The sequence below is a fragment of the Devosia insulae DS-56 genome, from assembly GCF_000970465.2.
GTDB lineage: Bacteria > Pseudomonadota > Alphaproteobacteria > Rhizobiales > Devosiaceae > Devosia_A > Devosia_A insulae.
Genome location: NZ_LAJE02000069.1, coordinates 1 through 26,661 on the forward strand (window position 1 = coordinate 1; position 26,661 = coordinate 26,661).

The 26,661-nt window shown below is 64.7% G+C and carries 25 protein-coding genes; 14 read left to right on the forward strand and 11 right to left on the reverse strand.

Going from position 1 to position 26,661, the window contains the following annotated elements:
* Positions 1–249 precede the first annotated feature (249 nt).
* The gene (locus VW23_RS03955) at positions 250–1,275 is read right to left on the reverse strand and encodes an amidohydrolase family protein (protein ID WP_069908292.1); all 1,026 of its coding nucleotides are present in this window, start codon (positions 1,273–1,275) and stop codon (positions 250–252) included.
* 90 nt (positions 1,276–1,365) lie between these two features.
* Here VW23_RS03955 and VW23_RS03960 point away from each other — a divergent pair, with 90 nt between their 5' ends.
* Positions 1,366–2,064: a hypothetical protein gene (locus VW23_RS03960; protein WP_069908293.1), complete on the forward strand. Its 699-nt coding sequence runs from the start codon at positions 1,366–1,368 to the stop codon at positions 2,062–2,064.
* A complete protein-coding gene (locus VW23_RS03965; RefSeq protein ID WP_069908294.1) occupies positions 2,061–2,993 on the forward strand; it encodes a dihydrodipicolinate synthase family protein in 933 nt (310 codons plus the stop codon). Before VW23_RS03960 ends, VW23_RS03965 begins: the two co-directional genes overlap by 4 nt.
* A 50-nt stretch (positions 2,994–3,043) precedes the next feature.
* On the opposite strand, the gene VW23_RS03970 is transcribed toward VW23_RS03965, so the two are convergent.
* The 9 genes from VW23_RS03970 to VW23_RS04010 all read right to left on the reverse strand — a co-directional run bounded on the left by VW23_RS03970 (position 3,044) and on the right by VW23_RS04010 (position 11,855).
* Positions 3,044–3,814, reverse strand: coding sequence for an enoyl-CoA hydratase/isomerase family protein (locus tag VW23_RS03970; RefSeq protein WP_069908295.1), 771 nt, complete (start codon positions 3,812–3,814; stop codon positions 3,044–3,046).
* Positions 3,811–5,004 carry a CaiB/BaiF CoA transferase family protein gene (locus tag VW23_RS03975; RefSeq protein ID WP_069908296.1) on the reverse strand — a complete coding sequence of 398 codons (1,194 nt, stop codon included), beginning with the start codon at positions 5,002–5,004 and terminating at the stop codon, positions 3,811–3,813. Before VW23_RS03975 ends, VW23_RS03970 begins: the two co-directional genes overlap by 4 nt.
* 184 nt (positions 5,005–5,188) lie before the next feature.
* The gene (locus VW23_RS03980; RefSeq protein ID WP_069908297.1) at positions 5,189–5,953 is read right to left on the reverse strand and encodes an SDR family NAD(P)-dependent oxidoreductase; all 765 of its coding nucleotides are present in this window, start codon (positions 5,951–5,953) and stop codon (positions 5,189–5,191) included.
* Complete coding sequence (locus VW23_RS03985) at positions 5,953–7,131, reverse strand: aldose 1-epimerase family protein (RefSeq protein ID WP_069908298.1); 1,179 nt, start codon at positions 7,129–7,131, stop codon at positions 5,953–5,955. Before VW23_RS03985 ends, VW23_RS03980 begins: the two co-directional genes overlap by 1 nt.
* 12 nt (positions 7,132–7,143) lie before the next feature.
* Positions 7,144–7,476, reverse strand: coding sequence for an L-rhamnose mutarotase (locus VW23_RS03990; RefSeq protein ID WP_069908299.1), 333 nt, complete (start codon positions 7,474–7,476; stop codon positions 7,144–7,146).
* Between the two features lie 3 nt (positions 7,477–7,479).
* Entirely contained in the window at positions 7,480–8,394 is a 915-nt protein-coding gene (locus VW23_RS03995) for a carbohydrate ABC transporter permease (protein ID WP_201788009.1), read from the reverse strand.
* Entirely contained in the window at positions 8,381–9,313 is a 933-nt protein-coding gene (locus tag VW23_RS04000; RefSeq protein ID WP_069908300.1) for a carbohydrate ABC transporter permease, read from the reverse strand. Before VW23_RS04000 ends, VW23_RS03995 begins: the two co-directional genes overlap by 14 nt.
* Positions 9,314–9,385: 72 nt before the next feature.
* Complete coding sequence (locus VW23_RS04005) at positions 9,386–10,657, reverse strand: ABC transporter substrate-binding protein (RefSeq protein ID WP_069908301.1); 1,272 nt, start codon at positions 10,655–10,657, stop codon at positions 9,386–9,388.
* Positions 10,658–10,703: 46 nt separating this feature from the next.
* Positions 10,704–11,855 carry a mandelate racemase/muconate lactonizing enzyme family protein gene (locus tag VW23_RS04010; protein ID WP_069908302.1) on the reverse strand — a complete coding sequence of 384 codons (1,152 nt, stop codon included), beginning with the start codon at positions 11,853–11,855 and terminating at the stop codon, positions 10,704–10,706.
* An 84-nt stretch (positions 11,856–11,939) separates the two neighbouring features.
* Here VW23_RS04010 and VW23_RS04015 point away from each other — a divergent pair, with 84 nt between their 5' ends.
* A complete protein-coding gene (locus tag VW23_RS04015) occupies positions 11,940–12,626 on the forward strand; it encodes a GntR family transcriptional regulator (RefSeq protein ID WP_244513371.1) in 687 nt (228 codons plus the stop codon).
* Positions 12,627–12,827: 201 nt separating this feature from the next.
* Here the strand turns inward: VW23_RS04015 and VW23_RS04020 are convergent, their stop codons facing one another.
* On the reverse strand, positions 12,828–13,481 hold the full coding sequence (locus tag VW23_RS04020) for a GntR family transcriptional regulator (protein ID WP_069908304.1): 654 nt from the start codon (positions 13,479–13,481) through the stop codon (positions 12,828–12,830).
* A 260-nt stretch (positions 13,482–13,741) separates the two neighbouring features.
* On the opposite strand from VW23_RS04020, the gene VW23_RS04025 reads away from it, so the two are divergent.
* From VW23_RS04025 to VW23_RS04075, 11 genes are all read left to right on the forward strand, one after another.
* Positions 13,742–14,845 carry an ABC transporter ATP-binding protein gene (locus VW23_RS04025; RefSeq protein ID WP_069908305.1) on the forward strand — a complete coding sequence of 368 codons (1,104 nt, stop codon included), beginning with the start codon at positions 13,742–13,744 and terminating at the stop codon, positions 14,843–14,845.
* Positions 14,846–14,887: 42 nt separating this feature from the next.
* Positions 14,888–16,147 carry an ABC transporter substrate-binding protein gene (locus VW23_RS04030; RefSeq protein WP_069908306.1) on the forward strand — a complete coding sequence of 420 codons (1,260 nt, stop codon included), beginning with the start codon at positions 14,888–14,890 and terminating at the stop codon, positions 16,145–16,147.
* Positions 16,148–16,241: 94 nt separating this feature from the next.
* Entirely contained in the window at positions 16,242–17,162 is a 921-nt protein-coding gene (locus VW23_RS04035) for a carbohydrate ABC transporter permease (protein WP_069908307.1), read from the forward strand.
* Positions 17,163–17,169: 7 nt separating this feature from the next.
* Positions 17,170–18,060: a carbohydrate ABC transporter permease gene (locus tag VW23_RS04040; RefSeq protein WP_069908308.1), complete on the forward strand. Its 891-nt coding sequence runs from the start codon at positions 17,170–17,172 to the stop codon at positions 18,058–18,060.
* A 35-nt stretch (positions 18,061–18,095) separates the two neighbouring features.
* Positions 18,096–19,250, forward strand: a complete 1,155-nt coding sequence (locus tag VW23_RS04045; protein ID WP_069908309.1) for an enolase C-terminal domain-like protein — start codon at positions 18,096–18,098, stop codon at positions 19,248–19,250.
* A 43-nt stretch (positions 19,251–19,293) separates the two neighbouring features.
* A complete protein-coding gene (locus VW23_RS04050) occupies positions 19,294–20,547 on the forward strand; it encodes an extracellular solute-binding protein (RefSeq protein ID WP_069908310.1) in 1,254 nt (417 codons plus the stop codon).
* Positions 20,548–20,613: 66 nt separating this feature from the next.
* A complete protein-coding gene (locus tag VW23_RS04055; protein WP_244513372.1) occupies positions 20,614–21,573 on the forward strand; it encodes a carbohydrate ABC transporter permease in 960 nt (319 codons plus the stop codon).
* Positions 21,574–21,577: 4 nt separating this feature from the next.
* Positions 21,578–22,423 carry a carbohydrate ABC transporter permease gene (locus VW23_RS04060; protein ID WP_069908312.1) on the forward strand — a complete coding sequence of 282 codons (846 nt, stop codon included), beginning with the start codon at positions 21,578–21,580 and terminating at the stop codon, positions 22,421–22,423.
* 5 nt (positions 22,424–22,428) lie between these two features.
* Positions 22,429–23,505, forward strand: coding sequence for an ABC transporter ATP-binding protein (locus VW23_RS04065; protein ID WP_069908313.1), 1,077 nt, complete (start codon positions 22,429–22,431; stop codon positions 23,503–23,505).
* 24 nt (positions 23,506–23,529) lie between these two features.
* A complete protein-coding gene (locus VW23_RS04070; RefSeq protein WP_069908314.1) occupies positions 23,530–24,699 on the forward strand; it encodes an enolase C-terminal domain-like protein in 1,170 nt (389 codons plus the stop codon).
* A gap of 5 nt (positions 24,700–24,704) precedes the next feature.
* Positions 24,705–26,600: a DUF8034 domain-containing protein gene (locus VW23_RS04075; protein WP_069908315.1), complete on the forward strand. Its 1,896-nt coding sequence runs from the start codon at positions 24,705–24,707 to the stop codon at positions 26,598–26,600.
* The last annotated feature ends 61 nt before the right edge of the window (positions 26,601–26,661 follow it).

A 26,661-nucleotide genomic window follows, 5' to 3' on the forward strand; every position in this document is an offset into this window, starting at 1 on the left:
CATGGCAGGATCGCTCGGCGACAGCATCAGATGTGTAGAAGCGCCAGGCACCACCCCCTCCCTCAATCCCTCCCCTCAAGGGGGAGGGAAGCGACGACTGAGAGAGGCGAGGGGCCACAAGCTCCAGCCTGCCAACACAACCACCGGGTCATCCCCGCGAAAGCGGGGACCTCCGTTTGCGATCGCACCGCAGGCAAGAAAACAGAGGTTCCCGCTTTCGCGGGAATGACTCCGTGGGTTGCTGTGTGGTCAGAGTTTGCGGATCGTCACCGAATCCACCAACGCCCGCGCCGTCCCATAGAACAGCGCTTCCCGCTGCGCCGTGCTCAGTCCGATCTGCCGTGCCCCGCGCTTCATCGCCCGCAACTGCTCGTAGCGAATATAGGTCATCCGTCCGTCGCAGTGGCTCAAACCCATCGAATGGTTGGTCGGCGACAGATACGCCCAGGCTCGGCCATAGGTGATGTACTTGCCGCGCATCGGGCCGATCATATCGTCCGAGCCATACATCACCCGCTCCACGCCGACCCCGGTATAGAGCGCGTCGAGCGCATCGGAATCGCATACCGTCGAGGTGTCGTACCAGACGTTCGATAACCCCCTGAGCCGCGCTGCCGCCTTCTCGATCGCCCAGGCCGAATAGCTGCGCGCGCAATGCGCCAGCACCCATTTGGCGCCCGGGTATTTCTCGCTGAGCCGCACCATGTCGTCGATGTTTTCGGGGTCGGCGATGGCGTCGCGCTTGCCCAGGTGCATCATGATGATCAGCCCGAGCCGGTCGGCCACCGCGATCTGTTCCTCGGGCAGCATGTCGGTGATGCGGCACTGCACCGGGTCGGCGGCATAGAAGCGATAGGGCTTGAGCCCGATCAGCCCGGTGCGGCGGATCTCAGCCTCGACCTCCGCGGCACTCATCCCAGGATGCACCAGCATCAGCCCGCGCGAGCTGCCGCCACCCTTCGCCACCTCCGCCGCGACATAGGTGTTCGAGCCCTCGAAGTCGCAGGGGTTAGGGAACGGGAACGGAAACGACAGCCGCTCGATCTGCCGCCCCGGGAACAGCGTCGCATCCACCTCGTCGGCCAGCTCCCAGGTCACCTCGGGGAAATAGGCGCCGATGCTGCTGGCGAACGGTCCGCTCAGCCGGTTCGGATCGAGATCGAAGGCCCAGCGATAGATATGGGTGTGGACGTCAAACACCTTGTCGGGGACGAAATCGGCAAGCTCGTCCTCCCAGATCTGCCGGTCGAGGTCGGTCGGGTCGAGATCGCGCATCAACATGTCCCCCAGAGCAGCGTCCGCACTTGACACTGCTGCCGATGTTATAATGATAAGCTAATATTATGGGCAAGGGGCGAGGGGGTTATGGTGACGTCTTACGTCGAGGATTTCGATGACGGGCCGGGCGGTTGGATGCGTGTGGTCGACAATTTCGCCCCGCCCGCCGCGCTGCCGATCCGGAACGGCGTGGTGCGCTGCCAGGGCCCCTGGTGGGTCGACTACAACCATGCGCCGCCCGGCGGCGGCTACCTGCAACTGCTGATGTGCATGGTCACCCACGGTCCATCCGGCGAGTCGGTGCGCGAGGTCTCTGGCCCCAACCGCTTCACCGCCGGCAGGTTCCCCACCGACTTCACCAACGCGAAAATCACCCTGCGCACCCGCGGCGAGCTTGAAGCGGCCGGCACGGAGCTGTCGCTGCTGATCCAGGGCAGCAAAGACGGCCTCACCTCGGGCTGGGTGCTGACCGGCCAGACCTTCGCCGTGAACCCCGAATGGACCGAGACCACCGTCACCGCCGTGCCTGACCCGAGCCAGTGGACCAGCATCGGCTCGCGCCACGACCGCACCGACACCTATGGCGAAAAGCCGCTGCTCGACATCCTCGGCAGGGTGAACGTCAACATCCACATCATCATGTTTCCCGTAAAACCCCGGCCGATGGGTGAGATCGGTGGCGATCCGCATCGGCTGCGCGCCGGGCGCGACTACCCGATCTGGCCCTCCAGCATCGCCCAGGGCTATGTCGAGATCGATCGCATCCAGATCGATTTTGCCTCATGAGCCGCTACCCGCGCACTGTGCTCGGCACGGTCTGCCTGCCCTGGCGCGACGACGGCGCGCTCGATGAGCCGCTGTTCCGCCGCAGCATCCAAACCCTCGTCAGCGCGGGGCTGCCCGATCTCTACATCTTCGGCACCGCCGGGGAGGGTTATGCGGTCACCGACGGCATGTTCCGCCGCGTCGCCGCGATTTTCGCCGAGACCATGCGCGAGGCCGGTGGCGCTGCGCCGATGGTCGGCATCGTCAGCCAGTCGCTCGCCACCATGCTCGAGCGGATCGACTACTGCCGCACGCTCGGCATCGACACCTTTCAGATCTCGCTGCCCAACTGGTCGGTAGTGACCGACTCCGAGCTGCGCCGGGTGATCGCCGAGCTCTGCGGCGGCTTCCCCGAGGCGCAATTCCTCCACTACAACCTGATGCGCTCCGGCCGGCTGGTCTCGCCGCGGCTCTATGGCGAGCTCGCCGAAGCCCACCCCAACCTCGTCGCCACCAAATATGGCGGCGGCGACCCGTTCCTCATCTCCGGCCTCATGCGGCATGCACCGCAGCTGCGCCATTTCCTCACCGAGCAGGGCTACTACATCGGCGCGCCCTTGGGCGAATGCGGGCTCCTGACCTCGATCTCCTCGAGCAATCCGGCGCGGGCTTTCGAGTACCTGCACGCTGGTGCCAATGGTGATTGGCCGCGCTTCGCGGCACTCTACCGCGAACTCTGCGGCGTGCTGCACGCCCTGCTCGACAGCGCCGGCGGCAGTTTCGTCGACGGCGCCTACGACAAGACCATCCTCAAGCTCAGCGAACCGGATTTCCCGCTGAAACTGCTGGCGCCTTATGAGACGGTGGGGGATGCGGTGTTCGAGGCCTATCGCGCGCGGCTCGCCGCGGAGTTCCCGGGGTGGTTGCCGGCCGGAGCGCCTCACCGCTGAGCTATGCTTGAGCTCTGCTCCCCTCCCCCCAAGGGGGAGGGGAGCAGGAGCTACCGCCGCTTGAACACCGGCGTCCGCTTCTCCTTGAACGCCGCCCGGCCTTCGGTCGCATCTTCGGTAGCAAAGCAGATCGCCTGCAGGTCGCGCTCGTAGCTGATGGCGTTGGCGATCGACAGCTCCCAGGCGGCGCGGAGGTTCAGCTTCGCCGTCTCGGCAGCAATCGGGGCGCGCGCGGCGATGGTGGTGGCGAGGCGCTTGGCTTCGGCCAGCAGTTCGGCGCGCGGCACGATGCGGGAGACGAGGCCCCAGCGTTCGGCGGTGGCGGCATCGATCGGATCGCCGGTCATGATCATCAGCGCCGCGTTGGACGGGCCGACGGCATGGGCGAGGTTCACCGCCATGCCCCCGCCGCCGATCCAGCCGAGCTTGATCTCGGGCGCGGCGAAGCTGGCATTGTCCGAGGCGATGCGGATGTCGCAGGCCATGGCGGTCTCGAGCCCGCCGCCGAAGGCATAGCCGTTGATGGCTGCAATCGATGGCTTCAACAGCGCACGGATGGCGTCGCAATAGTCCGGCCGGTTGCGGAAATTCCAGGCGCTGTCGTAGTCGTCGAGGGTGCGGATGTCGGAGCCGGCGGAGAACGCCTTCTCGCCGGCGCCGGTCAGGACCACGGCCCGGATGGCGTCGTCGCCATTGAACTCGGTGACGGCGGCCACCAGCGCCGCCGCCATTTCCGGGGTCATGGCGTTGAGCTTTTCCGGCCGGTTGATGGTGATGACGCCGACGAAGCCATCGCGCTCGACCAGGATGTTGTCGCTCATATCCCGTTCTCCGCCACTGCGCCCTTGGACAGCAATTGTTCGATCGCCGCGTCGTCGAAGCCGGCTTCGCGCAGCACGTCGCGGCTGTGCTGGCCAACCACCGGGGCGCCACGTTCGACCGTCGATGGAGTTTTCGAGAACCGGATCGGGAAGCCCGGGGTCTTTACGTGTCCCTCGGTCGGGTGCTCATACTCGACAAAGGTGCCGTTGTGCTTGATCTGCTCGTCCTCGACCAGGTCGGCATAGCCATAGACCGGGCCGCACCAGATGTCGGCGGCGCGCAGCAGCTCCAGCCACTCGGCGGTGGTTTTGGTCTTCAGCCGGTCGCGGGTTTTGGCAAAGATCTCGTCGCGCTTGGTCCAGGTGTCGACCTCATCGTCCATCGTAAGGAAGCTCGGTTCGCCGATGGTCTGGCCGAGATTGGCGAGCTTGGGAAAGGCGACGATGATGAAGCCGTCGGAAGTGGCGAAGGCGCCGTAGGGGGCGCGGATATAGACATGAGCATGCGGCTCGGCCGAGCGCACCTGCGGCTTATGGCCGACGGTGAACACCGACAGTTCCTGCATCTGGATGGTGGTGATGGCGTCGAGCATGTTCACCTGCACCAGCTGGCCCTCGCCGGTGCGCTCGCGATGCAGCAGCGCCGCCAGCGCGCCCTCGAACGCGGTGTAGGCGGTGATGCCGTCGACCAGATACTGGCCCGCCGCATTGGGCGGCTCGCCGTCGCGCCCGGCCGACAGCATGGCGCCGGACATGCCCTGCAGCACCAGATCCTGGCCGGGGCGGTTGAGATAGGGGCCGTCCTCGCCATAGCCGGAGATCGAGACGTAGATCAGCCGCGGGTTGATCTTCGACAGCGTCTCGTAGTCGACGCCCAGGCGCTTGGCGACGCCCGGCCGGTAGTTCTGCAGGAACACGTCGGCGGTCTTCACCAGCTCGAGCAGCACCGCCTTGCCATCGGGATCTTTGAGGTCGACCGCCAACGAGCGCTTGTTGCGGTTAAGCGACAGGAACGAGACGTTGACCTTGTTGCCACGCGCCCCGCCGGCGGCGGTGTGGCGCTGCCACTCACCGGTCACCGGCTCGACCTTCACCACATCGGCGCCGAGATCCCCCAGCCGCTGCGCCGCGAACGGGCCCGCCATGGCGATGGAGCAATCGAGAACGCGGTAGCCGGAGAGGATGCCCATGGGAGTTCCTAGAAGGTGAAAGTTAGCGGGAAGCTGAAGCAGACGGCCCCCTCCCGGCCTCCCCCATAAAGGGGGAGGTGAAGAGTCGAGTTTGTGGCTCGATCGTGCCCGGCGCACCGGCAGAGCACCTCCCCCTTTATGGGGGAGGATGGGAGGGGGCCGTCTCTCTCTGTCATGGCGCGCATCAATGCATGTACCAGCCGCCATCCACGTGGATGGTCTGGCCGGTGATGAAGGAGGCGGCGTCGGAGGCGAGGAACATCAGGATGTTGGCGATATCGGCTGGGGCGCCGCGGCGTTGCAGCGCCTGCGCTTCGTAGATGCGCTTCTCGTAGGCCGGCAGGTCGGGGTGGATTTTTTCGGCGTCGGTGGGGAAGGCGCCCGGCGCTACCGCGTTGACGGTAATGCCGTGCTTGCCGAACTCGCGGGCCCAGGAGCGGGTGAGGCCGACCAGCGCCATCTTCGATTGCACATAGGGCGTCAGATCCGACCAGCCGCCCGAAATGGTCACCGACGAGATGTTGATGATGCGGCCGCGCTTCGTCGCCTTCATATGCGGCAGCGCCACCTGGACGCAGACGATGCCGGCATCGACGTTGATGCGCTGCACCAGCTGCATCTCTTCGATGCTGTAGTCCTCGAAGGGCTTTGAGGGATAGATCGCCGCGTTGTTGATGACGACGTCGAAGCCGCCAACCTCGGCCGACAGCTTTTGCAGCCCGGCGCGCAAGCCGGTGAGATCGGCGAGATCGAGCTTGGCAACCGTCAGCCCCGGCAGGCCGGTCGCCGCCTGGAGCAGCGCCGCAACCTTGTTGGCGTCGTTGTCGATGGCGACGACTTTGGCGCCCGAGCGCAGCATCTCGAGTGTGGTCTCAAGCCCAAGGCCGCCGGCGGCGCCGGTATAGAGGATGGTCCTGCCCTCGAGCGAGCCGAAGCGGTCAACGCCCATCAGCGGCCACCGATCTTCACGTGGTTGCCGGACGGGGTCGGGTATTCGTCCTCGGGCTGGCCCGAAATGGCGCGGATGCGCGCTTCGCTGGCGGCGATGTCGGCGGCGCCATCGAGGACGCGGAAAGTGCTGTCGTAACGCCGCTCTTCACCGTGCTGCAGCCAGATCATTTCGCCACGCTCACGCGCGGCATTATTGCCGAGCACGTGGTTGGTGGAGGGCTCGATGCCTAGGGCATATTGTCCGGCCTGCAGGTTCTGCCATTCGTAGAGACAGGGGAACTGGGCTTTGCGGGTTTCGACCTCGAAGCCCAGCCCGACGCGATCGTTGACCAAAGCAACGAATTGCTTGCCTTCGGCATCGGTGGCGAGTTCGTGCTGCCAGACCTGCTCGTGGAAATCGAGCTTTGGGGCACTGAGGGTGCGGTAGCCGACGCCCTGCTTGCGGTATTCGTTGCCCGCGTGGGCCGCCCACACCACGTCATCGATCGGCGCGAGATAGCGCGAGCCTTCGTCGAGGACGGGGTGGCCGACATTGATGTGATAGCAGTACATGTGCGGCGTCTTGTAGAAGCCGTGGTTGACCACCCGATCGCTGATCCGGATTTCTTTGCCGCCGACATCGGCTTCGATGCGACGGATCAAATGCAGGTCTTCGCCGAACACCGCCGATTGCTGCACGATACCTTCGGCCCAGAGCACGCACTCGTCGCCGCGCCACTCTTCGCCATAGCCGGTGAGCTTGGCCGGAATGGTGCCGATGCGGCCGTGCAGCGAATGGCTGACGGTCGGCTTGGGGCCATAGACATAGCTCTCGGCCGGTACCTCGTTCATGAACAGGATGTGGTCGAGCCCGCAGGTGACAAGCAGCCCGGAGAACGAGCGGGCCCAGGCGAGGCCGCCTTCGCCTTCATATTCATGGAGGCCCGGGTGGCGAAAGCCGGCCGGCGAGTTCCAGCCGATCGCCTGCCCCTTGAACTCGCAGTCGGCGATATCGAGGGCGCGGTCGACCAAAGCGGTGAAGCGGAGGCCCGAGCCGGTGCGGAACTCGAGCATGCGGATGCCGCGCTCGACGCCGTCAGAGAGCTCCATCAGCCGCACGCCGGCGAACTGGCTCAGCATGCCCGCCCGCTCGGCGAGCTCGCGACGGGTATAGGTCCGGCCGTTGAGCGCAACCATCGCGCGTCCTCCTCAGTCGAGATGGTAGATTTCGGGGATCATGCTCCACCACTCGCCGGGAGCGGCGGTTTTCAGCGGCGCCTGGCAAGGGTCGGTGAGCGCCAGCCACTGTTTGGTGATGGCGACCTCGCCGAGCGCTTTCATATCGGCCTCGTAGTCCGACCCGGCATATTCCCAGTAGCCGAACAGCAGCATCTCGGGCTCGCGCAGGTAGATCGAGTAGTTGCGGATATTGGCCGCGCTGAGGGCTGCGTTCATCTCTGGCCAAGGCTCGGCGTGCAGCCGCTTATATTCGGCAAGCTTTTCCGGCTTGACGCCAATCACCATGCCCATGCGCTGGACCATGAGTTACTCCTTGGTGCCGCCGGCGGTCATGCCGGAAACGAGGTAGCGCTGCGCGAACAGGAAGACGAGCAGCACCGGGGCGATAGCGAGCAGCGTCGCCAGCGCCAGCGCCGAGAGCGTGATGGTGGTCGAGGCCGCATTGGTGGGGTTGAAGGCCGGGACGTTCGACAGCAGCTCGGCAAGGCCGACCTGGATCGGCGCCTTGCGACCGGGCAGCGTCACATAGGGCAAGAAGTAGTTGTTCCAGTTGCCGGTGAAGCTGAAGAAGCCGACCAGCGCGATCACCGGGGTAGAGAGCGGCATGGCGATCTTCATGAACACCTGCCACTCGCTCGCTCCATCGAGGCGCGCCGCCGACAAGAGGTCGCGCGACACCGCGGTCGAGAAGTAGATGTAGGTGAGGTAGACGCCGAACGGATAGAACGAGAAGGGCAGGATCGCCGAGAGCGGATTGCCGATCAGCCGCACGGCGCTCAGTTCGAGAAAGATCGGAAGCACCAAGGCGGTGGATGGGATCAGCATGACGATCAGCGTCACCACCAGCAGGAGCTTCCGGCCGCGGAACTCGGTCATCGCCAGGGCGTAGCCGGCGGGGATCGAGATACAGAGCGTGATCACCAGGGCGGCGACGCAGTAGAACACCGAGTTGCCGATCCAGGTCCAGATCAGCCCGCCCTGGAAGGTCATGAGACTCTGCCAGTTGCTCAGGAGCGTTCCGAGATCGCCGAGCGCGAACGGGGCCTCGAGCAGCAACTGGCGATCGGTCTTGGTCGGCGCGATCAGCAGCCAGAGCAGCGGCACGACGAAGAACAGCGCGAAGACGATGAGGATCAGCACGCCGAAGGCGCGGCCGAGCCAGGCGCCGGGCGTCAGGTCCTTCAGGCGGGTGCCGACGATTTCCGAGTTAGGCGCGCTCAAACAGGCCACCCTTGAAGACGAAGTAGATGGAGAGGGTGACGGCGACGGCCAGCAGCACCAGCGAGATCGCCGCGGAGCCGTTGAAATCGTTCTGCTTGAAGGCATAGAGGAAGGCGAGCTGGTTCAGCGAATAGTCCTGCCCGACCACGCCGCGGCTGGCCTGCGCCAGGACGCGGGGCTCGACGAAGAGCTGGGTGCCGCCGGCAAAGCTCATGATCACCATATAGGCGATCCACTTGCGCATCAGCGGGATCTGGATCGACCAGGCGATCCGCACCGGCCCGGCGCCATCGACGCGGGCGGCCTCGATCACATCCTTCGAAATGTTGTTGAGCGCGCCATACATGATGACGATCCAGCCGCCGGCGCCGGTCCAGAAGGCGATCACCGCGAGGACGATCGGCAGGCGGCTGGCGTCAACGGCGCCGACGAAGCTCTCGATCCCCAGCGCCTGCAGCAGCCAGGAGACCGGGCTGACGGTGGGGTCGAGCACGAACAGCCAGAGCATGACGCTCGAGGCGCCGGCGAGGGCGCCCGGGATGTAATAGACGAAGCGCATCGTGCCGGAGAACCAGCGCAAGCCAATCGAGTGGACGAGGATGGCGAGGGTCACCACCAGCACCACCAGCAGCACCAGCCAGACGACGATGAAGATGCCGACATGTTCGACCGCCGGCCAGAACCGGTAGTCCTTGAACACCTTCAGGAAGTTGTCGAAACCGACAAAGGCGCCCTTCTTGGTGAAGGCGAGGTAGATAGCGTAGAGCGCCGGCAGGATGCCGAAGGCGATGAGGAACAGCGTGTAGGGGGTGGCGAACAGCACACCGATACGGCCCTGCGCGCGCTCGATGCTCATGCCCTTTTTCGGGCGCTCGAGGGCGACAGCAGCAGTGGCAGCGCTATTGTCGATCGTGCTCACTTGGCGGCTCCAGGCACTAGACGGACAAGGCCGGGGGCACTTTACGCGCCCCCGGCGAACTCAGGTTCAGGATCACTCGACGGTGTAGCCGACGACCTGGGCTTCGTTCTTCATTTCCTGCTGCCAGTCGGCCGCGAGGTCGGTCATGGTCTTGCCGGCGGCAAGGCCGGGGGTGACGATCTTGGCCCAGGCGGTTTCGGGCGAGAAGTTGGGGTAGCCCCAGCCGTTCCAGACGCTCGACGCGGCAGCCTGAATGGCGGCCTTGAAGTCGCCGGCATAGAAGCCGCTCGCCGCCTGCGCGTCGAGCCAGGCATCGGCCGCCGCCTGGTAGGCCGGCAGGCCACCGGTACCGGCGACCTTGGTGTCGGAGGTGACGAACTTGAGGAAGGTCTTCACTGCCTCGGGGTTCTGGGTGTGGCTCGAAGCGTACCAGACACCGCCACCGACGTTACCGGTGACCGCAGCGCCATCGGCCCATTTCAGCGGCGGCGCGGCGACCCAGTCACCGGCCTTGGCGTTGACGCCACCGGGGTTCTGGAACAGCGCGCCAGCGTACCAGGCAGCGCCCGGGATGGCGACGAGCTTGTCGGCGGTGGCGACGAAGTTGGCGCCGAACAGGCTGTCGAGCGTCAGGGTCTTGTTGGCCACCATGTGGTCGATGAGGGCCGAGACCTTGGCGGAGTTCGGGGCCGAGGTGTCGGACTTGAAGCTCTCGCCCTCGACCTGGAAGATCGGCGCTTCGCCAGACCAGTAGTAGACATAGGGGCCGGGGAAAGCGTCGCCGATGGCGCCAAGGAAGTAGCCCGGGTGGTCAGCGGCGAGCTTGTCGCCCAGCGCCTGGTAGTCTTCCCAGGTGGTCGGGGCGGCGTAGCCGAACGAGTCCAACAGGGTCTTGTTGTACCAGAACAGCACCGGTGCGAGGTCGTTGCGGAGGCCATAGACCTTGCCGTCGACGGTCACCGGGTCGAGGGCGCCGGGAGTGAAGCCGTCGAGGAAGGCCTGGTCGAGGAAGCCCTCGTTCAGCACCTGGGCGAAGGCCTGCGCGCCGTTGTTCTCGCGGGCGGCCCAGGCGGCGTCGTTGTTCTGGGTGGAGAACACCACGTCCGGCCAGCCTTCATTGGCCTGATCGGCGAGGCTGATCTTGGTCTGGAAGGTGCCCGAGGCGCCCGACGAGCCATCGTCGAGCACCAGATTGACCGGCACTTCCGGATGAGCGGCGATGAACGCCTCGACCGCCGGCTGGCGGGTGGCGTCGGCCCAGACAGTGATGGCACCGTCCTGGGCAAGGGCAGCGCCGGCGACGAGGATCGCCGAGAGCGCCACGGTGGTGCGCAGAAGATTCATAACGAGGTCTCCTCCCTGGATGACTGTAGGTCGTTAACTGTTGGCTTCAGGCCGCGCGCTGCGCCTTGGCGACGCGCGGATTGAACGGGGCTTCGCCGAGCTCGGAGCGCGGCAACAGGTGGGGGCGGGCCCACTCGCGGCGGGCGGTTTCGTTCAGCACCAGGCCATGACCGGGCCGATCCGGGGCATAGGCCCAGCCGTCCTTGATCTCGACCGGCTGGTCGACCAGGTGGTCGAAGTTCTGGAACGAGTATTCGAGCCACTGCACTTCAGGCAGGGCGCAGGCGGCATGGATGCCGACTTCGAGGAAGGTGTTGCCGAGGCTGACCGGAATGCCGCGGTCGGCGGCGAGCCAGCCGATGCGCATCACGTCAGTGACCTGGCCGTGGACGTTGAGAATGTCGGTGGCGTCCTGTTCCATCAGCAGGCGCTTGCCGTGGGCATCGAGATATTCGCCCGAGTTGATCAGCGTCCAGTTGGCCGCATCCTTGAGCATCCTGAGCCCGGCATAATCGGTACGGAGGATCGGATCCTCGACCCAGAGCAGCTCGTGGCCGGCATCGCGGATGGCGGTGAGCTTGACCAAAGCTTCCTTGGCGCCCCAGGCCTCGTTGCTGTCGATCATCACCAGCGCGTCCTTGCGGACCACCTGTTTTAGGATGTTCAGGCGGTTGAGGTCCCAGTCGAAATCCGGGTTGCCGACCTTGATCTTGAAGGCGCGGTAGCCGAGCGCATCGGCATGGGCGAAGAAGCGGGCGAACTCGTCGTCCGAGAGATGGTAGTCGAGGCCGGAGGCATAGGCCTCGACCTTGTCGCGGCGGCTACCGAGCAACTGGTGCAGCGGCAGGTTCACCTCTTTGGCGGCGAGATCCCACAGCGCCACCTGCAGCGCCTCATGGAAGGGCAGGGTGTAGGCGCGCTGGTTGCCGCCGCGCGGCCGGCCGACGCGGTGCACCAGGCCTGCCGGCGGCTGGCCTTCGAGGCCGGGCCAGACTTCCGAGCGGAACACCCGCTCGATCTCGACCTGATCCGGCAGCGGATAAAACAATGTCTGGATAAACCCCAGCCCGACTGCGCCGGTATCGGCAATCAGTTCGAGCGCCGCTATGTTCACATCGTCGGCGCGGACCTGGCTGTCGCCGATGACGCGGTCGCGGGCAAACTGGAAACGGGTGATGCGGAATTCGGAAATGCGCATAGGCTGGCGATCTCTGATCGACTAACATGAACATCTGATATATCAGACGGTGACGCTAATAGACCAATGAAAGCGGGCGCACAAGTGGCTGTGAATGAGGGTGCCGATATCGGCCTGGCCGCGGGCGGGCGGCTGAGCGATCTGGCCTATACGCGGATCCTGGAGAACCTGTTCGACCGGCGTTTGCCGGCCGGCGCCTTCGTGTCGCAGAACGATCTGGTGAAGCTGCTGGGCATCCCGGTGGCGCCGTTGCGCGATGCGCTGAGGACCCTCGAGGTCGAGGGCATCCTCACCATTCACCCGCGCTCCGGCATCCAGTTCGTCAAGCCCGGGCTCGAGCTCACCAAGTCGACCTATCAGTTCCGCACCATCATCGAGCGGGCGGCAGTGCGGGCCTTCGCCGAGCAGGGCGACGAGGATCTGATCCGCGAACTGGGCGACCGGCATCGCGCTGTGTCCCGCCATATCGAGACGTCAGGCCTGACGGTGGGCACGATGGAGGAGCTCGAGGCGCTGGAGACCCTGCTCCACAACTCGATCATTGCGATCCTGAGGAACGCGCTGATCGAGACCAGTTACCGGCGGATGCACACTTATCTCAGGCTGGTGCGGCTCGACCGCAAACTCACCGCGCCCCTGGCGCAGCGCTCGATCCGCGAGCACCTCGAGATTATCGAGGCCTGCGAAGCGCGCGACCCCGACCGCGCGGAGGCGGCGCTGGTGGCGCATTTCAACGCGGCGCTGCAGCGGCATCTGGGGATGTTCGTTTAGGGGGTGGCTTAGCCGCTTCGTTAGGTTAGAGGGCGGTGCGCTTGGCGCCCCTCACCCTGTCCCTCTCCCCAGAGGGGCGAGGGGACGCACTTTGCCCGGACGGTGCCACATCGCCCCCTCGCCCCTCTGGGGAGAGGGCTGGGGTGAGGGGCGCCAAGCGCGCGGAGCTTTGCCGTCGCCCTTGGCCCGTAGCAGCGACGATCAGGCCGCAAACGTCCGATGCGTCGAGCCCTGGAAATGCGCTTCCATCGCGGCAATCGCACCCGCGACGTCGCGCTGCTCCAGCGCGGCGATCACCCGCATGTGCTCGTCGACGGTATCGACCAGGTAGCCGCGGAAACCGGGGCGGCGGTGGACGCGTTGCGCCATGCGGATGTTTTCCTGCAGGCGTTCATGCGTATCGAGGATGGCGCGGTTGCCGAGCGAGGCGACGATCTCGCGGTGCATGCGGCCGTCGAGCTCGAGGAACGGGACGTGCGCTGCCTCGAACGGGCTGCCGTCGGTGAGGCTGATGCGGCACTTCTCGTGGTTGAGCCGCATGTCGGCCAGCCAGGCGTCCGAGACGGTGTCGCCGAAGCTCTTGAGTGAGAAGATCTCGATCATGATGCGGAACTGGTAGTTCTCGCGGATGAACGCCACCTCAGGGTAGACGATCTTGATGCCGGCGCGCGGCTTGATCTCGACCAGCCCGAATTCTTCCAGCAGCACCAGCGTTTCGCGCAGCGGCGAAAGCGACAGCCCGAGCAGTTCGCAGAGTTCGGATTGGGTTACCACCATGCCGGCTTCGAGCGTGCCGTCATTCATCGCCTTGCGGAAGCGGCGGTACCCTTCGTTGTCATTGCGGACGTCAGACATGTTCACCGGTGAATTGGTCGAGAGGCGTGTTCGCACTTTAGTATATCAACAGGCGTTTTGGAAATCTCAGCGAAATGCCAGAGAACACAGGTTTCTGCGCAACTTGCAAGCTACCAGATGGCCATCGAAGGGTGAGCCAAACGTCGTTGGAGCGGAGTCGATGCCTTGACTTGAGATATCATTGCCGCTCAATAATATCTCAACGGAGGGGTCGCATGAAGCTGGTGATGGTGTCGCGGTCGACGGGCAGGGGCTGCTAGGTGGCCGCGGTCGAGCTCAGAAACGTCCGCAAGTCGTTCGGAACGGTCGACGTCATCAAGGGCGTCGATCTCACCATCGACAAGGGCGAGTTCGTGGTGTTCGTCGGCGCCTCGGGTTCGGGCAAATCGACGCTATTGCGGATGATCGCCGGGCTCGAGACGGTGAGCGATGGCGACATCCTGATCGACGGCACGGATGTGACCTTTGCCGAGCCGTCGGAGCGGGGCATCGCCATGGTGTTCCAGTCCTACGCGCTCTACCCGCACATGAACGTCTACGACAACATCGCCTTCAACCTGAAGCTGGCGCGCTTCGGGAAGGACGAGATCGACAAGCGGGTTAAGGAAGCGGCGCGGATTTTGCGGCTCAATGAGCTGCTCAGCCGTTCGCCGGCGCAGCTGTCGGGCGGCCAGCGGCAGCGTGTCGCCATCGGCCGCGCCATCGTGCGCAACCCAAAGGTGTTCCTGTTCGACGAACCGCTGTCGAACCTCGACGCGGCTCTGCGCGTGCAGATGCGGCTCGAGATCGAGCGGCTGCACCGCGAGCTCGGCACCACGATGATCTATGTGACGCATGACCAGGTCGAGGCGATGACGCTCGCCGACCGAATCGTGGCGCTCGACAATGGCCGGATCCAGCAGGTCGGGCCGCCGCTCGATCTCTATGCACGCCCCAACAACCTGTTCGTTGCCGGCTTTATCGGTTCGCCCAGGATGAACCTGCTGCCGGGCCACGTGGTCTCGACCGAAGGCGGGGTGGCGACGCTCGGGCTCGGCGCCGACGCCCATGCTCGGGTGATGCTACCGGTGCCGGCGAATGCCGGCGACCAGGTGACCGTCGGCGTGCGGCCGGAATCGCTGGAGATCGTCTCGGGGGCGAGCGCCGGGGTCACCACGCTGCCGGCCAAGGTCGAGTCGGTGGAGCGGCTCGGCAACATCACCTTCGTCTATCTCGATGCAGGCACCCCAGAGGTCGTCACCGTGCAGGTGATGGGGCTGACCCCGCTCGAGCCGGGACAAACCGTGCAGGTCGGGTTCAAGCCCGCCCAGCTCTACGTCTTTGACGCTGCCGGAAAGGCCATTGCCTCGGCGGCGAACCCATAAAGCGGCGGCCCGGAAGCCGGCGCGCAACAGGAGGAACCATACATGCACAAACTGAAGACGACAGCCTTGGCGCTAGCCGGCGGGCTCATGCTCATGGCCGGCGCCGCCATGGCGGCCGACCCCGTCGTGCTCAACGTCTGGTCGGACCCGGTCCGCCTGACGATGTTCGAGCTCTACGACAAGACGCACGACAACGTGACGCTCAACATCACGACGATCGATCCGGCCGGCCTCGTCGCGAAGATCCAGCTCGGGATGCAGTCGAAGTCGGAAGTGCCCGACGTCATCTTCATGAACGACATCGGCTACGCCGCGCAGCTCTCGACGCGCCGCTCGAACTACCTGCTCGACCTGACCGACAAGGTGCCGCAGACGACGCTCGACGAGTTCTACCCCAACGCCAACGGCCCCTGCTACATCAACGGCAAGCTGTTGTGCATGCGCAACGATATCGCGCATGATGTGGTTTGGTACGACAAGCCGCTGATGGAAAGCCTCGGCGCCAAGGTCCCGACCACCTGGGAAGAGTACCAGGCGCTCGGCGACGAACTGGTCGCCAAAGGCTACTCGCTCGGCTCGCCCATGGTGCCGTTCGAATCCTTCCTGGTTTCCGATGGCTGCGACATGGTGATGCCGGTCGAAGGCAAGGACGATACCGTCAAGATCGACCTGACGACCGAGAAGTGCCTGAAGCCGGCCCGGATGATCGACCACATGATTGCCGCCGGCAGCCTCAGCAAGGTTGGCCCGTTCGATCCGGCCGTCGTCGAGCTGGTCAAGACCGGCAAGGTGCCGCTGATGATCGGCCCCACCTGGTTCGGCGAATACGTGATCAAGCCGACCTATGAAATGGCCCCCGGAAAGCTCGCAGTTGCCCTGCCGCTGAAGTGGGACGACCAGACCCAACCGCTCACCTGGAGCTGGGGCGGTGGCGTCTACGGCGGTTGGAAGGATACGAAGAATCCGGCCGAAGTTGCGGACCTGATCACCTGGATGTCGTCCGATGTTACCAACCAGACCACGGCCGTGACCCTGCCGGCGCACAAGCCGTCGTCTATCGCCTGGGGCGCTCGCCTCAAGACCGACGCCTACTATGCGTCGCCCGACGTGTTCGACGTGCAGGTCGCGGCGGCCGAGTTCAGCCACCCGGGCTATGTCTCGCTGCGCTTCTCGGTCGAGGACGCGCTGGTCAAGATCGTTTCAGCGAACATTGCCAAGGGCATCAGCGTCGAGGCCTCGCTGCCGGCGCTGCAGACCGAGCTGACCAACCTCGCCAAGCTCAACGGCTACAACGTCGAGTAAGCCAACCGGCCGGGCGTGCCCAGCGCGCCCGGCCTTTTCTACCTGAGATTTCGCGGGTGCTGCGACGCCCGCCACGGCCAATGCCGAGGACACGATGAGCGCCATCGCCGCAACAGCCACGCCAGATCGCGCCCGCGCCGCCAAGCGCAAGGGGCGCCGCGACACGCGCATGGCCTACCTGTTGCTGCTGCCCTACATCGTGCTGCTGATCATGTTCGGCGTGTTCCCTGTCGCCTACGCGTTCGGATTGAGCTTCGTCGATACCATCGAGAATTCCTTCTACGGGCTGGCCAACTACGACTTTGTGTTCAACGATTTCCGTGTGCCGGCTGCTGCGATCAATGTCATCTGGTTCGTCGTCATCTGGGTGGCGATGACCATGGTCGGTGTCGCCACGCTGTCGCTGATGCTCGACACGGTCGGGCGGCGGACGGCGACGACGCTGCGTACCATCTACTTCCTGCCCGGTGCCGTGACCTCGTCGGCGGTGGTGGTGCTCTGGCTGTTCCTGCTTGATCCGGGCGTCAGCCCGTTCCAGGGCCTGCTGCATGCGGCCGGCTGGACCTACAGCATCGACGTGGTTTCCGGCCTCGGACTCGCCAGCGTGTTCGCGCTGATGGCGTTCTTCTCCGCATCGGGCGGCTGGATCGTGGTGTTCGGCGGCGCGCTGTCGAGCCTCCCCACCGAGGTGCTGGAGGCGGCGCGCATCGATGGCGCCAACCGCTTCCAGTTGGCCACCCGCATCAAGCTGCCGATGATCTGGCGCTCACTGGTGCTGATGGGCATCCTCAGCTTCGCGGCCGGCCTGCAGCTGTTCGTCGAGCCGCAACTGATGGGGCTCGCCGGGCCGCAATCGGCGCAGAACGACTGGTCTCTCAACCAGATGGCGTTCCAGTACGCGTTCCGGATGGGCGATTTCGGCGCCTCGGCGGCGCTCTCGACCATGCTGGTCAGCACCTCCATCATCATCGCGCTGGTGATCGTGTTCGCAACCCGCTTCTACAAGCTCGACTGAGGGGACCATGGCCGACGCACGCACTCCGCCATTCCGGCTCAATCTCGGGCGCTTCATCGTCTACGCAGTGCTGCTGTTTGCGGTCTGCTTCTACGGCATCCCGCTGCTCTGGCTGCTGCTGGCGGGTACGCGCTCGCAGTCCTCCCTGTTTGCCGACCCGCCGTTCACGATCGGCACGTGGGACATGTTTATCGCGACCTGGAACAACCTCACCACCTACAACAACTTCCAGATCGTCAGCTGGGCGGCCAACTCGCTGATCTACTCCGTCGGTGGCGTCCTGCTGGCGCTGGTCGCCTCGATCCCCGCCGGCTATGCGCTCGCCGCATCCGAGTTCCCGGGGCGCAAGCTGATCCTTGTCGTGACCCTGATCGCGATGATCACGCCGTCGACGGCGGTGGTGCTGCCGATCTTCCTCGAGATGAACCTCCTGGGCCTGAACAACAGTTATGCCGGGCTGATCCTCGCAAGCGGGTTCTTCCCGTTCGGGGTTTATCTCACCTATGTCTACTTCTCGACCTCGCTGCCCAAGGGCGTGATGGATTCGGCGCGGGTCGACGGGGCCAACCGGTTCGAGCTGTTCACCCGCATCGCGCTGCCGCTGGCCCGGCCGATCGTCGCGCTCGTCGCGTTCTTCAGCTTCATCGGCATCTGGAGCAACTACTTCCTCGCCTTCGTGCTGCTCAGCGATGACAAGCTCTACAACCTGCCGGTCGGCCTCACGGTGCTGATTTCGACCTCTGGCGCGCTCAGCAACCTGCCGGCCAACGACGTGCCGATCAAAAAGCCAGAGGTTATCCTCGCGGCGATCCTCGTCATCCTGCCGGTGCTGCTCATTTTCATCGTCGCACAGCGCTTCGTCCGCTCCGGTACGCTTTCGGGCGCCGAAAAAGGCTAGCGCCTGCAACGCATTACGTATTTCAGGAGGATTGAATGAAGATCACGGGGTTCACGGCATGGCTGGTCGAGCACGAGCCGGGACCGAAATTCATCTGGCGCGACGGCATTCCCGGTTCGCACGGTGACATCCCACGCGGGTCGAAACCGCATAAGGCGGTGATCCGCATGGAAACCGATGCCGGGATCGACGGCGTCATCGAGATGGGCCGGGGCGAGGCGGTGATCGACCTGGTGCGCCGCCGCTACCACGAGTTCATCGGCGAGAACCCGCTGTTGACCGAACGGATGTGGCGGCTGATCTGGGAGATCGACCGCATCGAGGAAATCCACATGCGGCACCTCGGCATGCTCGATATGCTGTGCTGGGACGTGAAATCGCAGCACGCCAAAATGCCGATCTACCAGATGCTGGGCGGCGACAATCGGGTGGTGCCGGCCTATGCCTCGACGGTCACCTGGCCGACGATGGATGAGTATGAACGCTATATCAAAATGAGCCGCGATGTCGGCTTCAAGGCGTTCAAGCTGCATGCCTGGGGCGGCCCGGTGAAGCGCGACATCGAGCTCTGCGAGAACCTTCGCAAGTGGGTCGGGCCCGATGCGGATCTGATGTTCGACGGCTCCGCCGGTTGGGACTATGTGAACGCGCTGGAGTTCGGCAAGGCGATCCAGGATCTCGGCTTCCTCTGGTACGAGGAGCCGATGCGCGAGTTCCACCTGGGCAGCTACACCAAGCTCTGCGAGAAGCTCGATATCCCGATCCTCGCCGCCGAAACGTCGGATGGCGTGCATGGCAACATGGCGACCTGGATCGAGAACAAGGCGCTCGACATGACGCGCGTCTCGACCTTCTACAAGGGCGGCTTCACCGGCTCGATGAAGGTGGCGCACCTCTCGGAGAGTCACGGCATGCGGGCCCAGGTGCACGGCATGGGGCTCGAGAACGCGCAGATCTGCGCCGCCATCTCGAATAACGACTATTATGAGCAGCTCGTGATGAACGAGGAGCAGATCAAGGGCCTCGACAAGCTCGGGCCGCTGGCGATCGTCGATGGCAACCTGACGGTCAGCGACGAGCCGGGCATCGGCTACGAGTTCGACTTCAAGACACTCGACGAGACAGCCCTGACGAAGGTCTCAGTCACCGAACGGTTGACGCCGCGTGGGGCTGAGGTACCATGGCACTGATATATCAGACAACGTAACTGAGCTATCATTGGAGGAGAGACTTATGACGGCCAAGTTCGATAGACGATCAGTCCTGAAGCTGGGCGGCGGTATGCTGGCCGCTTCGGCGCTGTTGCCGCACCAGGCATTCGCCCAGCAGACCGCGATCAACTACTGGCACACCTTCACCAGCCAGTCGGAAGCTGCGGGACTGCAGGCGGTGCTCGACCTGTTCAAGGCTGCGCATCCCGACGTGGCGGTGACCCCCGAGAACATCCCCAACCCCGAGTTCATGGCCAAGATCACCGCGGCCGTGGTCGGCGGCAGCCGCCCGAACGTGACGATGGTTTCGTCCGAGCGCTTCGAGGATCTGCTCGCCATGGGCGCGCTGAGCGACATGACCGACCGCATCGCCGGCTGGGAGCGGCGTGGCGATTTCGACGACAAGCGTTTCGCCTCGATCACCAAGGACGGTAAGAGCTACGGCGTGCCGGGCTTCACGTTCGTCGACTGGGGCTACTATCGCAAGGACTGGTTCGACGAAGCCGGCCTTGCCGCGCCGACCACGTATGACGAGTTCCGCGATGCGGCGATCAAGCTGACCGACGCGTCCAAGGGGCGTTTCGGTTTTGGCTTGCGCGGCGGCCCCGGCGGCCAGAATTTCGTCGTCAACGTCATCGAAGCCTTCGGCTCGCCGGTGAAGAAGGAAGACGGCACCATCGGGCTCGACCGCGATATCGTGGTCAAGGCGCTCGACTGGTATGCGGGGCTGCTGGTCAAGGACAAGGCCGTGCCGCCCAGCGCGGCGAACGATGGCTTCCAGCAGGTCATCAGCGGCTTCCAGACCGGGCAGACCGCGATGATCTGGCACCACACCGGCTCGTATCAGGACATTGCGAGCAAGCTGAAGCCAGGCGTCGAATTCGGCACCTTCGCGATGCCGGCTGGCCCGGCAACCCGCGTGGCGCGCCTCGCCTACGCCTATAACTGCATCACCAACGACGAAAACGCCGACGCCGCCTGGGAATGGATCAAGTTCTGGGGCGAGCCGGATGCCGCCGTCGCCTTCCTCGAAAAGACCGGCTACATGCCGGCCTCGACCGTCGCGGCGCAGGACCAGCGCATCGTCGGCAACCCGATGTACAAGGCCGCGGCGGATACGCTGGGCTTCGGCATCCCGCAGCCGAGCTTCCCGGGTGCGGCCGGCTGGGCGCAGAATACCGTGCTGCCGGCACTGCAGCAGATCCTGATCGGCCAGGCGACGCCTGATCAAGCCGCCGATCAGATCATCGAAGGGCTGGCCGCGGCCATCGCCTGATCCCTGGCGGCCGGTGCAAGCCGGCCGCCTTCTCCCCCGACCCGATCAACGCGCTGAGGAGCCCTGATGAGCCGAGGCCGTGCCATGGCTGCCCTGCCGCCACCGCGCTCCACCTGGGACGCGATCAATCCGCTGCGGCTGCTCGGCGAGCTCTCCGAGACGCGCTACTGGATGTATCTGCTGCTGCTGCCGAGCGCGCTGCTGATCACCGCGATCGTGCTGTTCCCGACCGTTTACGGCTTCCAGCTGAGCTTTACCGAGATGCGGCTCAACCGGCCCGCCGGTAACGGCGCATTCGTCGGGCTCAAGCATTACCAGCGCATGCTGGCCGATCCGATCTTCTGGCTGTCGCTGCGCAATACCGCGGTGTGGGTGACCTTCTCGATCGTCATCGAATTTGTCGTGGGCCTCGTCGCCGCGCTGGCGCTCAACCGCAACCTGCCGGGCGGCAAGATTCTGGCCGTGCTGATCCTCGTGCCTTACTTTCTGCCCAACGTGGTGGCGGGCAACATGTGGGCCCTGATGCTCGACAGTCGCGTCGGGGTCATCAATGACATCCTCGTTCGTATTGGCCTGCTGCACGAATACAAGGCGTGGTTTGCCGATCCCAACACCGCGATGGCAACGGCGATCTTCGTCGAAGCCTGGCACAGTTTCCCGTTTTTCACGCTGCTGATCATGGCGGGCCTCAAGGGTATCCCAGCCGATCTCTATAAGGCTGCGGATATCGACGGGGCAGGGGCATTCGCGCAACTGCGGCTGATCACGCTGCCGATGCTGCGCACCATCATTGCCGCGGCGGTGATCCTGCGCGTCATCGGCCTCGTCAATTCGCCGGACCTGCTGCTGATCCTGACCCAGGGCGGGCCGGGACGGTCGACGCAGGTGCTCTCGCTCTATGCGTTCCAGAACGCTTACTCGGATTTCAACTTCGGCTATGCGGGTGCGCTGTCGGTGGTGATGTTCGTCTTACTGATGCTGTTCGCCTGGGCCTATATCCGGCTCAGCAAGGTCAACCAGGACTAGCGCCATGGCCCAGACCCGCACCGGCTCCAACCTCATCTGGAACATTCTCAGCTACGCCGTGCTGATCGTGCTGGCGCTGCTCAGTATCGGCCCGCTGCTGTGGATGCTGCTGACCTCGTTCAAGGTCGACGACGACATCGTCACGCGCACGATGGTGTATTTCCCCACCCGCTTCACGCTCGAGAACTACATCAAGCTGTGGAACCAGTCGGGCTATCCGGTGCTGGTGATCAACAGCCTCGTCACCACCACGCTGACGGTGGCGATCTGCCTGTTCACCGGCACCATCGCTTCATACGCCTTCTCGCGCTTCAACTTCCCCGGCCGCACGCCGCTGATGCTGGGCTACCTCGTGGTGCGCATGTTCCCGGCGGTGCTGATGATCATCCCGCTGTTCATCGTGATGCGGAACCTGGGGCTGTTCGACACCAGCCTCGGCCTTGCCGTGGCGTACACCAGTTTCCTCTTGCCGCTGTTCGTGTGGATGCTGAAGGGCTTCTTCGACGCGGCCCCCAAGGAGCTGGAGTCTGCGGCACGCATCGACGGGTCGACCCGCATCGGGGCGATGTTCCGCATCGTCATTCCGATCGCTCGCAACGGGCTGGTCGCCACCTGCGTGTTCGTCGCCATCGCGGCGTGGAACGAATACCTGTTCGCGCTGATGCTGACCTCGAGTACGGGCTCGCGCACCTGGCCGGTCGGCCTGCAACTGATGGTCGGCGAGTTCCAGTTGCCTTGGGGCATGCTGGCCGCCGGCGGCATCATTTCCATCCTGCCGGTGATCGTTCTTTTCGCGCTGGTGCAACGCGTCATGGTCGCCGGCATCACCGCCGGCGCAGTCAAGGGTTAGCGGCAATGGCCACGTTATCGATCAAGGGCGTCCGCAAGAGCTTTGGCGCGGTCGAGGTGCTGAAGACCATCGACATCGAGCTGGAGGATGGCGGTTTTCTGGTGCTGCTCGGACCATCGGGTTGCGGCAAGTCGACGTTGTTGTCGATCATCGCCGGGCTCGAGCCCAGTTCGGGCGGCGACGTCATCATCGGCGAGCGCAACGTCAACGATGTGCATCCCAAGGATCGCAACATCGCCATGGTGTTCCAGTCCTACGCCCTCTACCCGACCATGCCGGTGCGACGGAACATCGGCTTTGGCCTGGAGATGCGGAAGGTGCCTGCCGCCGAGCGGGATGCGGCGGTGCAGCGGGCCGCCGAGTTGCTGCAGATCGAGCACCTCCTGGATCGGAAGCCGGGCCAATTGTCCGGCGGGCAGCGGCAGCGCGTGGCGATGGGCCGCGCCATCGTGCGCGATCCCGACCTGTTCCTGTTCGACGAGCCGCTCAGCAACCTCGATGCCAAGCTGCGCGTCGAGATGCGCACCGAGATCAAGCGGCTACATGACCGGCTCGGCACCTCGATCGTCTATGTGACGCACGACCAGATCGAGGCGATGACGCTAGGCACCAAGGTGGCGGTGATGAAGGGTGGGGTGATCCAGCAGATCGCCGATCCGCAGACGATCTACGAGAAGCCGGCCAACATGTTCGTCGCCGGCTTCATTGGCTCGCCGACCATGAACTTCCTGTCGGGGACGCTCGAGCGGTCCGGCGGGACGATTGTGCTGCGGCATGGCGAGGCGCTGCTGGCGCTCCCCGGGCTGGAGCAGGATGTCGGCGCCCACATAGGCAAGAGCGTTGTGGCGGGCATCCGGCCCGAGACCTTCCATCCGGGCGAGGGGCAGGGAACGCTTACCGGCACCGTCGACGTGGTGGAGCCGACCGGCCCCGACACCATGGTGATCCTCAGCATCGGCGGACAATTGCTGACGGCGCGGCTCGGCTCACGCGACCGGCCGAAGCTTGGCGACACCATGACGCTCGCCGTCGATACGGCCGCGATCAACCTGTTCGATCCCGACACCGGCGACCGCATCTGATCGCGCAATCCAGAGGGCCAGACCATGAAAGACCTGCGCATCAAGCGGCTGACCGTTCACCAGTACAAGTGGACGCGGCGCGATCTGACAGGCGACTACAACGGCTTCAACCACGTCTATCTCAAGGGCGGCGAGGTCGAGTTCACCGACTATGTGCTGACCATCGAGACCGAGGGCGGCATTACCGGTGAGTATGCGGGTGGCGTCGGGGTGTCGTACGCCCAGGTGGCGATGGCGGCACAATATCTGATCGGCAAGAACGCGCTCCAGCGCGAGTTGATCTGGAACGACCTGAAGCGGGCGCTGCGCAAGCACGACAAGTTCGGCATGGGGCCGATCGACTGCGCGTTGTGGGACATTGCCGGCAAGGCTGCCGGCCAGCCGGTCTATCAACTGCTGGGCGGCTGGAAGAACAAGCTGCCGGCCTATGCCTCGACCTTCCACGGCGACGACAATGGCGGGCTCGACAGCCCCGAGGCGTTCGGCGACTTCGCCTTGCAGTGCAAGGAAATGGGCTACCCGGCGTTCAAGATCCACGGCTGGGGACATGGGCCGATCGCGCGCGAGGCGGCGGCGGTGCTGGCGACGCGCAAGGCGGTGGGCGACGGGATGGATCTGATGATCGATCCCGGCTGCGAATACGAGAACTGGGGGGATGCGCTGAAGGTGGGCAAGGCCTGCGATGAGGCGAACTATTTCTGGTACGAGGATCCCTACAAGGATGGCGGTATCTCGGCCTATGCGCACAAGCGGCTGCGGCAGTTCATCAACACGCCGATCCTGATGGGCGAGCACATTCGCGGGATCGAGCCGCGGGTCGACAACCTGATCGCCGAGGGCACCGATTTCGTCCGCGCCGATGTCGATTACGATGGCGGCATCACCGGGGTGATGAAGCTGGCGCACGTGGCGGAAGGCTTTGGTCTGGACGTCGAAATCCACGCACCGGGACACGCGCCGCGGCACTGCATGGCGGCGATCCGCAACACCAACTACTACGAACTCGGCCTGGTGAACCCCAAGGTTGCCGGCTGGAAGAGCCAGCACCAGATCCATGCCGACGACTATTCCGACGATCTCGACGCGGTGGACCAGGATGGCTGCGTGCCGGTGCCGCAAGCCCCCGGGCTCGGCGCCAAGCTCAACTGGGATTTCGTCAACAAGCATTCGACCGGCAAGACGGTCTACGAGTAGTCACCATGACCGATAGTTCGAACCTGCCCGCCATCACGGCGGCCGACATCCTCCCCTTGCCCGAATGGGCGCTGCTGCAGCGGCAGATCTTCGCTGTGCTGAACGAAGCGGCGATCGAGTTTGCCGACCGCTACACACGCGCCGACGGCACCTTGATTTGGCGCGATCGCTGGCCGGGCATGGATGGCTCGGACGACCCCTATGAGGGGTTCATGAACATGCCGCTGTTCTACGCGCTGGGCGGCTCGAAGGAGGTGTATCAGCGCTCGCGCACCATCTGGGATGGGATCACCTGGCAGTGGACCGAATACGGTCAGATCCACCGTGAGTACGACGCCTATTACGACTGGATGCACCACGGCGAGAGCAACCTGTTCTTCTATTTCTTCGGCCTCGCCGACCCATCGGTGCCGAAGGACCGTCAGCGCACCCGGCGCTTCGCCGGCTTCTACAATGGCGAGGATGCGGAAGCGCAGAACTGGGATGCCGAAAAGCGCCTGATCCGCTCGCCGATATCAGGTAGCCGCGGCCCGAGGTTCACCCAGACGGCGGAGGATTGGTCGACGCATCGCGAGATCCTCGACGACTACCTGCCGCCCTTCGAGGACCTGCCGGGAATCGACAAATACGGGATGAAAACGCCGTGGTCGGACGATGCGACCTATGCCGAAATCCTCACCCGCATCAACCAGCGGCAATCGCGTGGCGACGTGCCGCTCAATCTCGGCGCCACCTCGCTGATGACGCATGCCTTCGCCTATACCGGCGAGGAAAAGTACCGGGCCTGGGTGCTCGATTATCTCGCGGCGTGGGAAGAGCGCACCGCAAGGAACGGTGGGATCACGCCGGACAATATCGGGCTGAGCGGCGAGATCGGCGAATACAACGAGGGCAAGTGGTGGGGTGGCTATTACGGCTGGCGCTGGCCGCACGGCTCGTTCTCGCTGCTCGAGCCGCTTTGCGTCTCAGGCGTCAACGCGGCGCTGCTGACCGGCGACATGGCGCATCTGCAGCTGGCGCGTTCGCAGCTCGACATGCTTTGGGGGCTCAGGCGCGAGGAGGGCGGCCAGCAGCTGGTGCCGAACCGGCACTATGACGAAGGCTGGCGCGATTATCGCCGTTGCCATCCGATGTATGGCGTCTACCTCTGGAACGTCTCGATGGCCGAGGAGGACGCCGAACGGGCCGAGCGCGGCTGGGCCGGCGAGCTGTTCGACGAAGTGAACCCGGCTTACCACGGCTATGGCAAGACCAATGGCGGCCATATGGGCTTCAACGGCAATACCGCGCAGTGGTTCAGGTTCATGCGCGGCAACGACCCCGGTTATCCCGAGGCGGTGCTGAGGGCCGACCTCAAAACCATCGCCGAGCAGATCGCCAATTATCGCAAAGCCGAGAACGATCCGGAGACGATGGATCACTACCGGGAGTCGATGACCATCCACATGTGGCAGCAGCTGACGCCAATGGTGGTGGAAGCGCTGACGCAGCTGACGCTGGGCGGGCCGATGCACGTCTATCACGGCGGGCTGCAGGTGGCGCGGTTCCGCTATTTCGACGAGGTCGGCAAGCGCCCGGGATTGCCGCAAGGGGTGGCGGCTTTGGTCGATGGGCTTACGCACGACGGCGCGACGCTGACGCTGGTCAACACCGACGCGCTGCATGCGGCGGAAGTGGTGATCCAGGGCGGGGTGTTCGGGGAGCACGATTTCACTTCGGTGCAGCTCGGTGATGCCGCACCGGTGGCGGTTGGTGGGCGGTGGGTGACGGTGAAGCTCGCAGCCGGTGCGACGGCGCGGCTGACGCTGGGGATGCGCCGGTTCGCCAATGCGCCGAGCTATGACACGCCCTGGGTGCGGGCGGCAGATGGCCCGGCGCCGTTGCTGGGGCGGGAGCTTTAGCGCGCTTGGCTACCCCTCACCCTGACCCTCTCCCCAGAGGGGCGAGGGGGCGTTGTGGCAC

Bases quoted from the DNA above. Each gene is read 5' to 3' on its own strand.
- VW23_RS03955 (WP_069908292.1), bottom strand. From the start codon at position 1,275: ATGCGCGATCTCGACCCGACCGACCTCGACCGGCAGATCTGGGAGGAC.
- VW23_RS03960 (WP_069908293.1), top strand. From the start codon at position 1,366: ATGGTGACGTCTTACGTCGAGGATTTCGATGACGGGCCGGGCGGTTGG.
- VW23_RS03965 (WP_069908294.1), top strand. From the start codon at position 2,061: ATGAGCCGCTACCCGCGCACTGTGCTCGGCACGGTCTGCCTGCCCTGG.
- VW23_RS03970 (WP_069908295.1), bottom strand. From the start codon at position 3,814: ATGAGCGACAACATCCTGGTCGAGCGCGATGGCTTCGTCGGCGTCATC.
- VW23_RS03975 (WP_069908296.1), bottom strand. From the start codon at position 5,004: ATGGGCATCCTCTCCGGCTACCGCGTTCTCGATTGCTCCATCGCCATG.
- VW23_RS03980 (WP_069908297.1), bottom strand. From the start codon at position 5,953: ATGGGCGTTGACCGCTTCGGCTCGCTCGAGGGCAGGACCATCCTCTAT.
- VW23_RS03985 (WP_069908298.1), bottom strand. From the start codon at position 7,131: ATGGTTGCGCTCAACGGCCGGACCTATACCCGTCGCGAGCTCGCCGAG.
- VW23_RS03990 (WP_069908299.1), bottom strand. From the start codon at position 7,476: ATGGTCCAGCGCATGGGCATGGTGATTGGCGTCAAGCCGGAAAAGCTT.
- VW23_RS04005 (WP_069908301.1), bottom strand. From the start codon at position 10,657: ATGAATCTTCTGCGCACCACCGTGGCGCTCTCGGCGATCCTCGTCGCC.
- VW23_RS04010 (WP_069908302.1), bottom strand. From the start codon at position 11,855: ATGCGCATTTCCGAATTCCGCATCACCCGTTTCCAGTTTGCCCGCGAC.
- VW23_RS04020 (WP_069908304.1), bottom strand. From the start codon at position 13,481: ATGTCTGACGTCCGCAATGACAACGAAGGGTACCGCCGCTTCCGCAAG.
- VW23_RS04030 (WP_069908306.1), top strand. From the start codon at position 14,888: ATGCACAAACTGAAGACGACAGCCTTGGCGCTAGCCGGCGGGCTCATG.
- VW23_RS04035 (WP_069908307.1), top strand. From the start codon at position 16,242: ATGAGCGCCATCGCCGCAACAGCCACGCCAGATCGCGCCCGCGCCGCC.
- VW23_RS04040 (WP_069908308.1), top strand. From the start codon at position 17,170: ATGGCCGACGCACGCACTCCGCCATTCCGGCTCAATCTCGGGCGCTTC.
- VW23_RS04045 (WP_069908309.1), top strand. From the start codon at position 18,096: ATGAAGATCACGGGGTTCACGGCATGGCTGGTCGAGCACGAGCCGGGA.
- VW23_RS04050 (WP_069908310.1), top strand. From the start codon at position 19,294: ATGACGGCCAAGTTCGATAGACGATCAGTCCTGAAGCTGGGCGGCGGT.
- VW23_RS04055 (WP_244513372.1), top strand. From the start codon at position 20,614: ATGAGCCGAGGCCGTGCCATGGCTGCCCTGCCGCCACCGCGCTCCACC.
- VW23_RS04060 (WP_069908312.1), top strand. From the start codon at position 21,578: ATGGCCCAGACCCGCACCGGCTCCAACCTCATCTGGAACATTCTCAGC.
- VW23_RS04065 (WP_069908313.1), top strand. From the start codon at position 22,429: ATGGCCACGTTATCGATCAAGGGCGTCCGCAAGAGCTTTGGCGCGGTC.
- VW23_RS04070 (WP_069908314.1), top strand. From the start codon at position 23,530: ATGAAAGACCTGCGCATCAAGCGGCTGACCGTTCACCAGTACAAGTGG.
- VW23_RS04075 (WP_069908315.1), top strand. From the start codon at position 24,705: ATGACCGATAGTTCGAACCTGCCCGCCATCACGGCGGCCGACATCCTC.